12 protein-coding genes are annotated in these 14,470 nt (G+C 36.8%); 7 read left to right on the plus strand and 5 right to left on the minus strand.

Annotation, left to right across the window (positions count from 1 at the left end):
- The first annotated feature begins 97 nt into the window (after positions 1 to 97).
- From VLZ86_RS13425 to VLZ86_RS13455, 7 genes are all read left to right on the plus strand, one after another.
- Positions 98 to 1,507 (plus strand): NAD(P)/FAD-dependent oxidoreductase, encoded by a 1,410-nt coding sequence (locus tag VLZ86_RS13425; protein ID WP_325452185.1) that lies wholly within the window; start codon positions 98 to 100, stop codon positions 1,505 to 1,507.
- Positions 1,508 to 1,658: 151 nt separating this feature from the next.
- Positions 1,659 to 3,110 (plus strand): cardiolipin synthase, encoded by a 1,452-nt coding sequence (gene cls, locus VLZ86_RS13430; RefSeq protein ID WP_325452187.1) that lies wholly within the window; start codon positions 1,659 to 1,661, stop codon positions 3,108 to 3,110.
- Positions 3,111 to 3,283: 173 nt separating this feature from the next.
- Positions 3,284 to 3,997 (plus strand): hypothetical protein, encoded by a 714-nt coding sequence (locus VLZ86_RS13435; protein ID WP_325452189.1) that lies wholly within the window; start codon positions 3,284 to 3,286, stop codon positions 3,995 to 3,997.
- A gap of 437 nt (positions 3,998 to 4,434) precedes the next feature.
- The gene (locus tag VLZ86_RS13440) at positions 4,435 to 5,181 is read left to right on the plus strand and encodes an SDR family oxidoreductase (protein ID WP_325452191.1); all 747 of its coding nucleotides are present in this window, start codon (positions 4,435 to 4,437) and stop codon (positions 5,179 to 5,181) included.
- 92 nt (positions 5,182 to 5,273) lie between these two features.
- Positions 5,274 to 6,569, plus strand: coding sequence for an NAD(P)/FAD-dependent oxidoreductase (locus VLZ86_RS13445; RefSeq protein ID WP_325452193.1), 1,296 nt, complete (start codon positions 5,274 to 5,276; stop codon positions 6,567 to 6,569).
- A 256-nt stretch (positions 6,570 to 6,825) separates the two neighbouring features.
- Complete coding sequence (nhaA, locus tag VLZ86_RS13450; RefSeq protein ID WP_325452195.1) at positions 6,826 to 8,136, plus strand: Na+/H+ antiporter NhaA; 1,311 nt, start codon at positions 6,826 to 6,828, stop codon at positions 8,134 to 8,136.
- A gap of 153 nt (positions 8,137 to 8,289) precedes the next feature.
- Positions 8,290 to 9,408, plus strand: coding sequence for a mechanosensitive ion channel family protein (locus VLZ86_RS13455; RefSeq protein WP_325452197.1), 1,119 nt, complete (start codon positions 8,290 to 8,292; stop codon positions 9,406 to 9,408).
- 33 nt (positions 9,409 to 9,441) lie between these two features.
- Here VLZ86_RS13455 and VLZ86_RS13460 read toward each other — a convergent pair whose 3' ends face one another.
- The 5 genes from VLZ86_RS13460 to VLZ86_RS13480 form a co-directional block, all read right to left on the minus strand.
- Positions 9,442 to 9,807 carry a rhodanese-like domain-containing protein gene (locus VLZ86_RS13460; protein WP_325452199.1) on the minus strand — a complete coding sequence of 122 codons (366 nt, stop codon included), beginning with the start codon at positions 9,805 to 9,807 and terminating at the stop codon, positions 9,442 to 9,444.
- 296 nt (positions 9,808 to 10,103) lie between these two features.
- Positions 10,104 to 10,694, minus strand: coding sequence for a cytochrome b/b6 domain-containing protein (locus VLZ86_RS13465; RefSeq protein WP_325452201.1), 591 nt, complete (start codon positions 10,692 to 10,694; stop codon positions 10,104 to 10,106).
- A 406-nt stretch (positions 10,695 to 11,100) separates the two neighbouring features.
- Positions 11,101 to 12,222 carry an ABC transporter permease gene (locus VLZ86_RS13470; RefSeq protein ID WP_325452203.1) on the minus strand — a complete coding sequence of 374 codons (1,122 nt, stop codon included), beginning with the start codon at positions 12,220 to 12,222 and terminating at the stop codon, positions 11,101 to 11,103.
- A 121-nt stretch (positions 12,223 to 12,343) separates the two neighbouring features.
- Positions 12,344 to 13,450 (minus strand): ABC transporter permease, encoded by a 1,107-nt coding sequence (locus VLZ86_RS13475; RefSeq protein WP_325452205.1) that lies wholly within the window; start codon positions 13,448 to 13,450, stop codon positions 12,344 to 12,346.
- A 152-nt stretch (positions 13,451 to 13,602) separates the two neighbouring features.
- Positions 13,603 to 14,325, minus strand: coding sequence for an ABC transporter ATP-binding protein (locus VLZ86_RS13480; protein ID WP_325452207.1), 723 nt, complete (start codon positions 14,323 to 14,325; stop codon positions 13,603 to 13,605).
- Between the last annotated feature and the right edge of the window lie 145 nt (positions 14,326 to 14,470).

Genomic DNA, 14,470 nt, shown 5'->3' on the forward strand with positions numbered 1-14,470 from the left:
CAAGTCGCAGCTTCTACCATTAAATCGAATTAATAATTGTCTGTCAATAATTCTTGGAGTAAGAATCTATTTACAGATGTAAAACCTATAACTATATATGAATAACAAACGTAAGACGAACAAAAAGCGCGTTGGAATCATTGGTGCAGGTCCAAGTGGCTTAGCACAATTAAGAGCTTTTGAAGCTGCAAAACATGCAGGATTGGAAGTGCCAGAAGTAGTTTGCTTTGAAAAGCAAAGTAACTGGGGAGGTATGTGGAACTATTCTTGGCGCACAGGTGTCGGGAAATATGGCGAGCCTATCCATGGCAGCATGTACAAATATTTATGGTCCAACGGTCCCAAAGAGTGCTTGGAGTTTTCTGATTATTCCTTTGATGAGCATTTTAAAAAACCGATCTCATCCTATCCCCCAAGACCCGTCCTATTTGATTATATCCAAGGACGGATCAAAAAGAATAAAATTCGTGATTACATTCGTTTTGACACCACCGCCCGTTGGGTGAATTACAATGATGAAACTGAGAAATTTGAAGTCGTTTTTGACGATTTGAAAATCGATAAAACGTATACAGAAGAATTTGATTATCTCGTAGTGGCTTCCGGGCATTTTTCGACCCCTAATATGCCCTATTTCAAAGGTATAGAGCAGTTTCCAGGACAGGTCATGCATGCCCATGATTTTAGAGGCGCTGACCCGCATAAAGATCAAGACATCTTAATTATAGGAAGTAGCTATTCCGCTGAAGATATTGGCGTCCAGTGCCATAAACATGGCGCAAAATCAGTGACGTTGAGCTATAGGAGTAATCCCATTGGGGTTAATTGGCCGGAGGGGATCAAGGAAGTGCCATTATTGACCCATTTTGAAGACGATATCGCGCATTTTAAAGACGGTACTTCAGAACGATTTGATGCAGTGATTATGTGTACAGGTTACCAACATAAATTTCCATTCTTACCCGATCAATTTCGTTTGAAAACCAAAAACAACCTCTATCCAGATCATTTGTATAAAGGGGTTTTCTTTAATAATTTACCTAAGCTTATTTTCTTAGGCATGCAGGATCAATATTACACCTTTAATATGTTTGATGCGCAAGCTTGGGTTGCAAGGGATTATATGATGGATAGGTTTGAGATGCCTTCAAAAAGAGAACGTCGGGTGGATATTGACCGATGGTTAGAGGCCAATGATAAATTGGAAAATAGTTTTGATCATGTCGATTTTCAAAGTGCATATATCAAAGATTTATTGGGTCTTTCAGATTATCCTGATTTTAACGTAGATCAAGTAGGTGTGATGTTTAAGGAATGGCTTAACGACAAGGATGAAAACATTTTAACCTACCGTGACAAAACCTTTAAAAGTGTCGTGACGGGTACTATGGCAGAAGCACACCATACAGAATGGATGGATGAATTGGACGATAGTAAGGAGCGGTATTTATATTATGAAGAAAGTGAAGAGGCTCTAGAAGAGGTTGCTGAAAAACAACCCGTATAAGTTTTCTGATCTTTAAGATACCAAATTATAGTTGATAGACCTCACGGTTTTATTCCGAATATTTCGGAACTGTGAGGTCTTTTTTTTAGGTGTATGTTATTTTAGATAGGTAAAATATCTTAATTTAACCAGATAAACGCCGTCTTTCGATATGAATTGGATTATACTCGCTGAAATCGCCTATGCACTTTTGGTGGTTTTCGTCATTTTAAGAGTCCTGCTTGATACACGAAGTAGCACGAAAGCCTTGGCGTATATCCTTTTTATTATATTCGTTCCTTTTATTGGAATGGTATTTTATTTTACGGTAGGAATCAATTACCGAAAACGAAAACTCTATTCCAAAAAAATTGTTGACGATGAGCCTTTCCGGAAAAGCATCAAGGAGAGAATGAACATCTATTCGGAAAGAATAAGCAATTCAGGTCTGGTAGCATCAGAATATCAGAACTTGTCAGAATTCATCCTACGTTCAGGATTCAGTCCCTTAACGGCAAACAACAAGGTGAAATTACTGATCAATGGCGAAGAAAAATTTCCAGAATTATTAAAAGCTTTAGAAAGCGCCAAATCACACATTCACATAGAGTATTATATCTATGAAGACGACGTCACGGGTAATTCTGTGGCAGACGTCCTGATCAGAAAAGCGCAAGAGGGTGTTGAGGTCCGATTTATGTATGACGATTTTGGCAGTCGCCTCGGACGGTCATTCATCAAAAAACTGGAAGATGCTGGCGTACAAACCATACCTTTTTACAAGATCATCTGGTACGCTTTTGCCAATAGGCTCAATTACCGGAACCACCGAAAGATTATAATTATTGATGGCACCATCGGCTTTATTGGCGGCATCAATATGAGCGATAGATACAGGAACGATTTTCAAAAAGAGAATCATTTATATTGGCGTGACACCCATTTAGTGATTGAAGGTCCGGCGACCGCTTATTTACAGTATTTGTTTTTATGTGATTGGAATTTTTCTAGTCCCAACCGTTTTGATTATGGTAAAGTTTATTTTCCTGATCAAACCCGTCATGAGACTATAGAAAATGATGTTGTACAAATAGCTGCGTCGGGACCGGACAGTCCTCAGCCTGTTATTTTCTATTCCTTGCTGGAGGCCATTGGGTCTGCAAAGAAAAACATCTATATCGCCAGTCCGTATTTTATTCCCGGTGAAAGTTTAATGGATATCTTAATAATTGCCGTTCAGAGCGGGGTAGACGTTAAAATTATAATTCCAGGGATTTCCGATTCGAAAATGGTTGATGCCGCAGCACGGGCTTATTACACCGAATTACTTAAATTTGGTGCCAAAATCTACAAATACAACAAAGGCTTTATTCACGCTAAAACTATGGTTATTGATGATAATTTAGCCATTGTGGGATCGGCAAATATGGATTACAGAAGTTTTGATCTTAATTTTGAAGTCAATGCGATGGTCTACAGTAAAACAATCACAAAACAACTCACAGCAGTCTTTGAAGAGGATTTGAGAGAATCAGAACTCATAGATGCAGCACAATGGCTCAACCGTCCTAAATACATGAAGTTGTGGGAAAGAATGGTGCGTTTGTTATCACCTTTTTTATAACTTTGATAGGTAAGGTTTAACATAAGTTTAAGCGTAATTAGTTCTTAACTAGGCGAACCTTTCGTATCTTTGTTAAGCATTAATATAAAGAGAGTTGAAGTAGTGATCGCTATGATATTTAATTCTTTTATCTTTTTCGATTCATTCCTTCCACTTTTTTTTAAAAATCAATTATGAAAACAAATGACATTTTTTTAGCGAATGCTAAAAGCAAATCTGAAATTCTTGAAAGACCACGCGTTATGGGTAGAAACTTGAACAACGCACTGCTCTTGACCATAATTATGGTTCTAGGAGCGGTTGGGATTTCTAAAGCACAATTGGCGGAAGGAACTTATATGCTTGGAACCGATTTAGGTAGTGGAATTACTAGTACCGCAAGTAATGGACTTTTTGGTTTTAACTTTGGTCTCAATGATGGTGCAGGTTTTAATGTAGGGCTTGCTCCTAAAGTGGGGTATTTTGTTTCGGATAATTTTATGCTTGGTGCCGTTGTAAACCTTGGTTATACAAAAGCAGCGGAATCGGAAGGTGCCTCTGAATCCACACTTTATGGCATTCAGGCCTTGTCTAGATATTATTTAGCGCCGGGAGAAAAAGGAGTAGATAATCTGCTCAAAAACGGACGCTTCTTCATGGAGGCCAACGCAGGTTTTGCGGGTGTAAATGTTAAAGAAGGACCTACAACCAATGGTTTTGCTTTTGGTTTTGGACCAGGGTATTCTTACTTCCTAACCAATAATGTGGCCTTGGAGACCTCTGTAAAATACAACGGACTTGTTGGAGGTGGAAATACGACCTATCAACATAGTCTTGGACTAAACCTAGGTTTGCAGATTCACTTGCCATCTTCAGATGCTAAAAGAGCTGCCCAAGACAGGCAATAATATTGTTTAGTCCTAAATTTTATTGGGACTAGTGTAGGATTAACCTTTATGGTAAATCTGATCGAAAAAAGGAGAATTTCAACTGAAATTCTCCTTTTTTTATTCATAATAATCCAAAATTTCAAATGATTGAAGTGAGTTAGCGATCCATCTAAAGAAAATTAATTTTCCCTTTTTTATTGAAATTTCAATATTAATCAGCTTGATGTCTTTAATCATTTTACAGCTCAATGCGATCTAAACTCCCAACCATAATTTTTTTGTATAAAACCAAAAGTGTAATTTAATTATCTTAACTTTTAATCCTAAAAATATTTCAAAGGATAACATAATTCATAATTGCGCTAAGACAGCGGGTAACTATTTCTTATTTTTATTAAAACAGTCATTAAATGCTTAGTGATCTGGTGAAGTTTTAATAAATTAAAACCTAATAGATGAAAAATTTAAAAGATCACGTCGTCATCGTTACTGGCGGAGCCGCTGGAATAGGGGGCGCCATCACGACAGTTTTGACAGAAAGAGGTGCCTGCATTGTGGCCGTAGACCTCAATGTAGAGGCAGGTATGGAAAAACAAGCGTCAAACCCAGAGCAGATTGCGTTTTTGAAAGGTGATATCTCTAAAGAATCAGTGGCTAAGGAAGCTGTTAGCATGGCTGTTTCAAAATTCGGGAAGTTGACCGGACTGATTAATAATGCACACGCTTCAAGACAAAAACCTTTAATGGAGCTAACTGAGGATGATTGGGCATTGTCCATGAATACAGGATTAGTCGGAACGTTGAATTTTATGAAAGCCGCCTATCCCGAACTAAAAAAATCGAAAGGCGCTATAGTTAATTTCGGATCTGGTGCCGCATTGCTTGGTCAAAAAAATCAAGCTAGTTATGCCGCAGCCAAAGAAGCTATTCGGGGGTTGTCGCGAGTGGCCGCCAATGAATGGGCAGAAGATGGTATCCGGGTTAATATTGTATGTCCGTTAGCATTTACGGAAGGTGTTGCCAAATGGAAGGAAACCCATCCTGATCAATATGAGGAAGTGGCAGGAAAAAATCCGATGAACCGATTTGGAGATCCAGAAAAAGATATTGCCCCAATCGTTGCATTTCTCTTAAGTGCCGACAGTCAGTATATGACCGGGCAAACCCTTATGGCAGATGGTGGCGATATTAAGTTGACCTAATGAATTGTCGGACAAGCGTTCTCAGACGCTTTTTTTAAAGTATTTTGACTTTAAAATTCAAAAAATCATGAAAATTTTATAAAAAGAAAATCATGCAAGAGAAACATATTGTGATTATCGGTGGTGGATTTGCTGGCGTCAATTTAGCATTGGAATTGGGTAACAAGAAAGGAATGAAGGTGACATTGGTGGATCGGAATAATTACAATTTTTTCCCTCCCTTACTGTATCAGGTTTCTACAGGAATGTTGGATATTTCAAGTATCTCAATTCCTTTTCGGACCCTTTTTGTGGGTAAGAAAAATTTGTTTTTTAGGATGGGCGAATTGGAAGAGATAGTTCCCAACGAAAAAAAAGTCATCCTCTCTACGGGAGAAGTTAAGTACGATGCATTGGTTATTGCAACAGGTACCGAGAGCAATTATTTTGGCATGGAGAACATTGAAAAAAATGCTTTACCAATGAAAACGGTCAACGACGCCATAAAATTGAGAAACTATCTCCTTATGGAAGGTGAAAGATATACCTATTGTACGGATGAAGCCGAAAAACGCAAAATGCGAAATATTGTAATTTCTGGTGCAGGACCATCTGGAGTGGAAATTGCGGGCATGATCGCAGAAATGCGCAAGCGGAAACTTAAAGAAATCTATCCTGAATTAGAGAGTGAACGATTAAATATCTATTTGGTGGATGCTGCGCCAACGGTTTTACCGCCAATGAGTAAAAAATCGCAAGAATATACCCTAAAAATCCTAAAGGAACTGGGCGTCATTGTGAAGCTGAACAAGATGGTATCCGATTTTAAGGAAGATAAAGTCTTTTTTAAGGATGGTGACACGATAGAAACCAAAACCCTTATCTGGACGGCAGGAGTTACAGCAATCAAGTTCAAGGGTATTCCAGATGAATGTTATGACAAGAGCAACCGTCTTCAGGTTGATGCCTTTAATAAAGTGGTCCACACTGACAAGATCTACGCCATTGGTGATACATGCATTCAAACCACGGATTCTGATTTTCCGAAGGGCCATCCGCAATTAGGAGCTGTGGCACAACAACAAGGGAAAGCCTTAGCAACTAATTTTGTAGCCTTGTTAAACAATGCTCAACCACAACCGTTTAGATATAAAGACAAAGGTGCTATGGCCATTATTGGTGATCAAAAGGCGGTGGCGGATATGACCTTTCCAAAAATAATTCTTACGGGTTGGTTGGCTTGGTTTTCTTGGTTGTTTGTGCATTTATTTCTCTTGGTAAGCTACCGAAACCGGTTTAGGACATTTTGGAATTGGTTCAATGCCTATTTGGGGAAAGGACAATCTCAGGGTATCATGATAGGGAAGTTCCCCAAAGATGCTCCTTTATCCGCTAAAAGTGAAACGTAAAAACCTAGGTCAACATTCAAGATGCCTTTAGCGAAGCAATAAGGGTGCATATTCAGGTTTAAAATGGCCTTTAGTTGTGAGTTGTCTTGATTTTTGCTTGTGAATTTCTAATAAAAAGTGGCAAATGTTTGATGTTTTTGTTAATAATTCGGTAAAAATAGAATTATTACAAAAATCGATTCCTGTTCTTTAGCTTTTTTACATTGAAAGTGTATCTTTGAAATTCAATACACATTACAAAGTCTATTTCACGTCGATGATAAAAAAATTAATCGTTACTCCTCTACAAAAGTTTGTTAAAATAGAAAGTTTTAGTGGCATTTTATTAATGTTTGCCACTGTAATAGCACTTGCTTGGGCAAATTCCCCCTTTGGGGAATCCTATCGAGAACTTTGGCAATATGATATTGGTATTGTTACAAAATCTTTTGAGTTTTCCCTTCCTGCAATCCTTTGGGTTAACGATGGTTTGATGGCTATATTTTTCTTCCTGATTGGTTTGGAAATCAAACGGGAATTAGTAATTGGTGAGCTAAACACCACCAAAAAGATAGCTTTTCCCCTCGTTGGTGCTTTGGGAGGTATGGTCATTCCGGTAACTTTGTTTTTGTTGTTGAATCAAAATCCAGAGACGGTAAAAGGATGGGGTATTCCCATGGCCACTGATATTGCGTTTTCATTGGCCATTTTAAACGTTATAGGAAAACGCGTGCCTTTAAGCTTAAAAATATTCCTTACAGCATTTGCCATCGTGGATGATATCGGCGCCGTATTGGTCATAGCCGTGTTTTATAGCGGAAGCATTAACACGACGCTTTTATTGATAGCTCTGGCCTTGTTAGGTGTTTTATATTTAATTTCTTATAAAGGTTATTATTCTAAGTACATCATGGTTATCTTAGGATTAGTCATTTGGTTCTTATTTTACTTTGCTGGAATCCATCCTACAGTCGCAGGTATTATGCTAGCGTTTTCAGTACCTATCAGACAAAAGATCGATACCTCTACGTTTTTGCAACATTTGGACATTGTCTATAAAGATATTAAAAGTTCTATTGTTCTGCAGGAACCAATACTCTCAAACGAACAGTTGGAAAACATCAATGATTTACAAGACTGGACTGCTAAATTTAGGTCCCCATTACAAAACATGGAGCGCGGTTTACATGGTTGGGTGGCCTACTTTATCATTCCCATTTTCGCACTTGCCAATGCGGGCGTGATGATTGATAGTTCGGTAGAATTAGACACTGCCATAGTCATTAACATAATCCTCGCTTTAATTATAGGTAAAAGCGTGGGCGTTACATCATTTGTTTTGCTGGCTAAAAAGATTAAAATCATTGAAGTGCCAAGAGATATTGACTTTAAACAAATTGTAGGCGTTTCATTTTTGGCGGGAATAGGGTTTACTATGGCAATTTTCATTGCAAGTTTAGCTTTTGCAACCCATCCAGAATATGTGGATTCTGCCAAAATTGGGATTCTCATAGGATCATTTATATCTGCTATTATCGGCTATGTACTTCTAAAGATGGCAACCAAAAAGCCTCCTCAATTGCCCTAAAAATGACACTTTTGACAAGAGAGGTAGAGCGTTGAGTTTTAGAATAGTCTTTTGAATTTCTAATATGCAGCGTAAATTGATATTGATTTTTGGTAGCAATGATTTTTTAAAATGACCCGTCATCATGTCTTTCAATTTTAGAACGAACTTTTCATGACAGAATTTTTTGAAACATATCGATCCCACATCGTCTATGGAATTATTGTAATTGCAATTGTATTTGTACTTCTGTTACTTACAAATGTGATCAGTAAATGGTTTCTTAAAAAGGAAACTGAGAACTACTCTGAAGTTCCAATAAGACCACTAAAAATATTAAAGCGTACCCTAAACACTCTTTGGTTGGTTTTAGGAGTAATAGCACTCAGCTTTATTTTTGTTGATAAAGAGAAAGATGCCGCCAATTTAAAAGCCTATTTTCAACTGGCAAGTCACTTAGGGATAGTTGCAGTGGCAACTATTGTCTCAGCTACCCTTGTTAACTTATGGTTTAAACGAAAAATAGAAGAAAAAATAGTTTATCAATATGACCCCACCAGCTACAAATTCTTACGGTATGTGGCGGTATTCTTGATCTATTTTATAGGAATTCTTTTTGGCCTTTTAGCCTTTCCATCGCTTAAAGGCGTTGCTCAAACGGCCTTAGGTGGTGCAGGAGTTTTGGCAATAATTGCAGGTGTAGCCTCTCAAGAAGCATTGTCCAACTTGGTGGGAGGTGTGTTTATTATATCATTTAAACCTTTTAAAATTGGCGATGTTATAAAAGTGACCGATACGATGGTAGGTACCGTGACCGACATCACTTTACGTCATACTGTGATCAGAAACTTTGAAAACAAAATGATCGTGATCCCCAATGCGGTAATCAATAAGGAAAGATTGATTAATTATGATTTAGGCGATCCAAAATGCTGCGAGCATATTGAAATGGGAATTTCCTATGATAGTAATATTGAACTTGCTAAAAAGATCTTACAGGAGGAATGTGAAAAACATCCATTAATTTTGGATAATCGTACGGAAATTGATAAGAAAAACGGATTGCCAATAGTGAGAACAGCACTTACCAAAATCAACGATTCTTCCCTAACTATTCGAGCGTGGGCGTGGTCAAGAAATTTTTCTGATTCCTTTTCTATGAAGTGCGATATTTTTGAAAGCACTTTCAAACGCTATGGTGAATCGAATATAGATCTTGCTTATCCTACACGAACAATTTATCTGGCGAATGAAACTAAGGCAACAGTAGAGGAGAAGTCAGAAAATAAATAGAGGTATTAAAAAAATAAATGCGACAACTTTAACCTATTCATAATTTAGGTAGCCACCTTCCAAATCGTAAATTTTTTCAAATCCCAATTCCGATAATATTTTTGCGGCCTTAGCACTTCTATTTCCACTTCTGCAGTAGATGTAAAGAGGTTCATCTTTGTTGAAATTATCGAATTTCTGATCAAAACCATCTGCTAGAAAATCGATATTTACTGCGTTTTTGATGTGCCCTTCTTGATATTCTTCCGGCGTTCTGACATCTATAAGCTGTACTTTTTTATCTGATATTTCTTCTTTAAATGAAGAAGGAGATAAAATAACGAGGTCTTCCATAGCTTGCTTTTCTTGGCCTTTACAGGAGAAATTCACTAAAAGGAGAAGGAGGATTATGTTTTTCATAATATGAATGTTAATGAGAATTAAGGGTGGAACCTTGGATGAAATTATATTTTTACATGGCTAAACCTTTAAATATCTTGAGGTTTATATTTACAAAAATATTAATTTTCAATGAGTTCTGCTTTAGTTAAACTCTTATACTTTTTATAAATTTTAATTTGGCGACCAAGTGATAGATCTATAATCGTAAAATATATCTCTAGATCATTTTTAAAGTTTGAGACAATCCATAAAACATTCTCGATCTAAAGGTTAATTAAAAATTGATTGAGAGTTTGTGTCACTCCACGTTTACCTTAGATTTTCTTTTTAACTTTATTTTTCGGTCCACTTACTATTCTTGAAATAATTCCTCGATGCTCCGTGAACTCAGCAGTTATTACACCTATCAAATGAAGTATGATAAATGCGACCAAATAATAAATTCCAAGAACATGGATGGCTTCCATGGGTTTTTTAAATTCTTTTGGTCCTAATTCTATAATAAGTCCCGTAACTAATGAAACAATCACACAGACATAAAAAATGATATAGGTCCATTTCTGAAATTTTGCTTTTGTGCTGAGGTTTTTGCCTAAAGGATTTTGGATCTTCATTTGTCCGAATGCAGGAAGTAGAAAACGAATACTAAATAAACCAACTAATACATAACCGAGATAAATATGCCAATCCCACATTGGTTGTCTTATCTTTTTAGCTAAGGCAATGCCTTGTTCTTCTGATAAAATCTGGCCAGTATCTTTTAGATAATCTTGTATAATGGCCGCCATATTGTATTTATTCATCCACGTTAATCGCAAGAAAATTGTAATTAATAAGAGTAGAAATGAAATGGCTATCGCCCAATGAACGATACGGTATGTTTTAGAATATTGTGTTTTTTTCATGATATGAATGTATTATTACTCTGCGTTATATTAGTTGTTTTTTAGTTTAGGTTCATGCTTCTTCATGAAAAACAATCACCTATTGGTTTATTTCTTCCTCAGATCCACCTTTAAAAGCATAAACTTGCAACGTCATAAGTTCAATAAATTATTTAATTAATTCAGAAATTAAACTGCTTATTTTTCAATTTCTTTTTTGTTTAAATCTTAATCCGCTAACTCCATTTAAACCGACTGCTCTGTAGTTTGCCGGGACGTATAAGATATATAGGGATACCTTGATTGCGTTCTCTTTCTAAATGTCATTAAGTCTTATTTGTTTCGTCTTAAAAAATAAGCGTATGAAAACTAGTAGGTGATACTGTAAACACAAAACATTATTTTTTTTCTTCCAAATCATCAATTTTCAACTTGTTTTTTTATAACTCCAAACCGCTAGTCCGTTCATGACAATAGCATAAACCGAAGTTTTAATCACCTGAGGTAAAATGTCCATAAAACCAGATCCTTTCAGCATGACCATCCGCATGACTTCAACATAGTATTTTATGGGGTTGAACTCGGTAATGATTTGTGCCCATTTTGGCATACTGTCTATGGGTGTAAACAATCCGCTCATCAAGATAAATATCACCATAAAGAACCAAGCAATAAACATGGCTTGTTGTTGGGTGTCCGTGAAATTTGAAATGAATAATCCAATTCCCAATACCACTAAAATATAAATGGAAGTGTAGAAGTACATGAGCGCCAAACTGCCCACCATTGGAACGTTAAATATCAATCTTGCCAATAGTAATCCAACAGTTAGAAGCCCCATTCCAATGACCCAAAAAGGAAAGAGCTTCCCGATAATGAATTGACTTTTCTTTATAGGTGTCACGTTAATCTGCTCTAAAGTGCCGATTTCCTTTTCTCGGACAATATTCATTCCTGAGAGGAAAAGTGTGATCATCGTCACTAACAAAACCAAGATTCCCGGCACCATAAACGTTTTGTAGTTTAAGGTTTCATTGTACCAAAATAGGGGAATGGTTTCAATGTGTATAGGCTGAATTTGAGCATCCGAAATTTGTGCCAAATCTGTTCTGATATTCTTGTTATAGCTCTGTATGATTTGTGTGATATAGACATTCTCAACACCCGCCGCTGCACCGTCAATCGCATTAATGGTAACTCCTAAAGTTCCATGTTTTTCTTTTTGAAGATTGCGTTCAAAATGTCTTGGAATTTCTAAAACGACATCAATTTCTCCCTTTAACATAGCAGAACTTGCAATAGCTTCGGATGGAAAATCGGTCAATACATCAAAATACGTTGAGGCATTAAACTTTTCTATCAATGCTCTTGATGTAGAGGAATGATCTTTATCGATATAGCCAAACTTAATATTCTTAACCTCAAAAGTAGCGGCATTGGAAAGAATGACCAGTTGGAGTAGTGGTAGCACAAAAATAATAGGAAGCATGCCTTTATTTCTAAAGATTTGCTTGAACTCTTTTTGTATGATGTAAAGTATTGTTTTCATCTTAGTTCCCGCGAAAGCGGGAATCTCTTTTTTAATTTATACATACCTACAAGGTTTTCAAAACCTTGCAGGACGTTTTTTTCTTTTTACTTAAACTACCGTCTATCATCTACCCACTCATCTACTCCAACCTAATCTTATATTTCTTCACACTTAATGCGATAAAAAACACAGTCATTCCCAATAAAATCGAGGTTTCTTTCCATATAAATTGGAGTCCGACACCTTTCAGCATAATGGCTTTTAAAATAACGATAAACCATTTGGCAGGAATGATATTACTGATGATTTGGAGCGGCATTGGCATGCTTGCTATAGGAAAAATAAATCCGGATAACAAGATTACCGGCAGCATCAACCCCATTAAAGAAATCATCATTGCGGTTTGTTGGGTGGCCGAAATCGTTGAAATTAAAATACCCAACGCCAATGAGGTAATGATGAACAACACACTTTCGAGGCCTAGTAAAAACAGACTTCCCTGAATAGGCATATTAAAAATAAAAATGCTCAACATTACAATGACAACAGCATTTATTATGGAAAGAAAGATATATGGAAACACTTTTCCTATGATTACTTGAAATGGTTTTAACGGAGATACTAAAAGAATTTCCATGGTGCCCAATTCTTTTTCTCTGGTTATGGAGATGGAGGTCATCATTGCCGAAACCAGCATTAAAATGATGGTCATCACTCCAGGAACAAACATATAAACGCTTTTTAACTCTGGATTGTAAACCATGCGGGTTTGCGGAATTATTTGATAGGCAATGGTGATGTCTTTGTTCAGTTCCTTTTGATATTGTTGAAGGATGGCACTGATATAATTTGTAATCGTATTAGCTGTATTTGGATCTGTGGCATCCGTGACTATTTGAATGGTCGCCTTGTGGTTTTTGACAAGGTTTTTACTGAAATCTTTTTCAAAGTTTAAAACGGCCTTGACTTGTCCTTTTTGAAAAACTGAAGCAATATCCGCTTCACGAGTCACCATTTGTTTGATGCTAAAATACTTTGATGCTGCTATCTTATTAATGATTTCTTCTGTAGTGGTGTCTTTTGAATGGTCTAAAATGGCGATATCTACATTGTTGATTTCGTTGGTAATGGCAAATCCGAACAATAAAATTTGGGCAATCGGCATTCCGAAGAGAATAAACAAGGAGCGTCTATCCCTAAAAATATGGTAGAATTCCTTTTTTACAAAACCTATGAATCTTTTCATAACACTCCCTGCGAAAGCAGGGATCTTTTATTCCTGCGAAGGCAGGAATCTTTTTTTTAGTTAATAATTTTTGTTGTTACACAGAGCGCCACAGAGAAATCACAGAGCTGCACAGAGTTTTTAAACTGTAAACTGCGACTGAAATGGCCTTTCTACCCGCGCGCCAACTTCAAAAACACATCATTCATATTTTCCGCCTGAAATTGCTCTTTAAGCTTCTTTGGGGTATCTAAAGCTTCGATTTTTCCATTCACCATAATGGACACCCGATCGCAATATTCTGCTTCATCCATATAATGAGTGGTCACAAAAACAGTGGTCCCTTGATTGGCTGCTTTATAAATCATTTCCCAGAACTGACGTCGGGTAATTGGGTCAACGCCTCCTGTTGGTTCATCTAAAAACACAATTTTTGGATCGTGGATCAACGACACTGAAAACGATAGTTTCTGTTTCCTACCTAATGGTAGCGATCCTACTAATTGGCTGGCAACGTTTTCAAGCCCCAATTCTTCAATTAATGCTTCTGATTTTTCTTTTATCCGTTGACGTGATAATCCATAAATTCCACCAAAAAAAGTGATATTCTCCTTAACGGTTAAATCGTCGTATAAGGCAAATTTTTGACTCATATAGCCAATGTTTTTTTTAATGTCATCTGGATTGGTTAAGACATCAAACCCTGCAACAGTAGCCTTTCCAGAAGTTGGATTTGAAATTCCAATCAGCATTTTGATCGCTGTGGTTTTTCCTGCGCCATTGGCTCCCAAAAACCCAAAGATTTCACCCTTTTCAACCTCAAAAGTGATGGCATTAACCGCTGTGAAATTGCCAAACATTTTGGTCAATCCTTCTACTTGTATGACTTTGTCCATTTTTTAAGGATTTATTCCTACTAGGATTTGGAAACATCGCAGGAAATTATAAACCATATGTTTTCCCAACTTATAAAAGATAGAAGCTGTTTTAATATTGAATGCTCAGTTCATTTTCATTTCGCTTCTATTTGGTTTTTGATAC

The sequence above is a fragment of the Gelidibacter sp. genome (genome assembly GCF_035515035.1).
Taxonomy (GTDB): Bacteria; Bacteroidota; Bacteroidia; order Flavobacteriales; family Flavobacteriaceae; genus Gelidibacter.

What these genes read in the sequence shown, in the direction of transcription:
- VLZ86_RS13470 (WP_325452203.1), bottom strand. Translation starts at nt 12,222, where the DNA reads ATGAAAACAATACTTTACATCATACAAAAAGAGTTCAAGCAAATCTTT.
- VLZ86_RS13455 (WP_325452197.1), top strand. Translation starts at nt 8,290, where the DNA reads ATGACAGAATTTTTTGAAACATATCGATCCCACATCGTCTATGGAATT.
- VLZ86_RS13440 (WP_325452191.1), top strand. Translation starts at nt 4,435, where the DNA reads ATGAAAAATTTAAAAGATCACGTCGTCATCGTTACTGGCGGAGCCGCT.
- VLZ86_RS13460 (WP_325452199.1), bottom strand. Translation starts at nt 9,807, where the DNA reads ATGAAAAACATAATCCTCCTTCTCCTTTTAGTGAATTTCTCCTGTAAA.
- VLZ86_RS13480 (WP_325452207.1), bottom strand. Translation starts at nt 14,325, where the DNA reads ATGGACAAAGTCATACAAGTAGAAGGATTGACCAAAATGTTTGGCAAT.
- nhaA (WP_325452195.1), top strand. Translation starts at nt 6,826, where the DNA reads ATGATAAAAAAATTAATCGTTACTCCTCTACAAAAGTTTGTTAAAATA.
- VLZ86_RS13475 (WP_325452205.1), bottom strand. Translation starts at nt 13,450, where the DNA reads ATGAAAAGATTCATAGGTTTTGTAAAAAAGGAATTCTACCATATTTTT.
- VLZ86_RS13465 (WP_325452201.1), bottom strand. Translation starts at nt 10,694, where the DNA reads ATGAAAAAAACACAATATTCTAAAACATACCGTATCGTTCATTGGGCG.
- VLZ86_RS13425 (WP_325452185.1), top strand. Translation starts at nt 98, where the DNA reads ATGAATAACAAACGTAAGACGAACAAAAAGCGCGTTGGAATCATTGGT.
- VLZ86_RS13445 (WP_325452193.1), top strand. Translation starts at nt 5,274, where the DNA reads ATGCAAGAGAAACATATTGTGATTATCGGTGGTGGATTTGCTGGCGTC.
- VLZ86_RS13435 (WP_325452189.1), top strand. Translation starts at nt 3,284, where the DNA reads ATGAAAACAAATGACATTTTTTTAGCGAATGCTAAAAGCAAATCTGAA.
- cls (WP_325452187.1), top strand. Translation starts at nt 1,659, where the DNA reads ATGAATTGGATTATACTCGCTGAAATCGCCTATGCACTTTTGGTGGTT.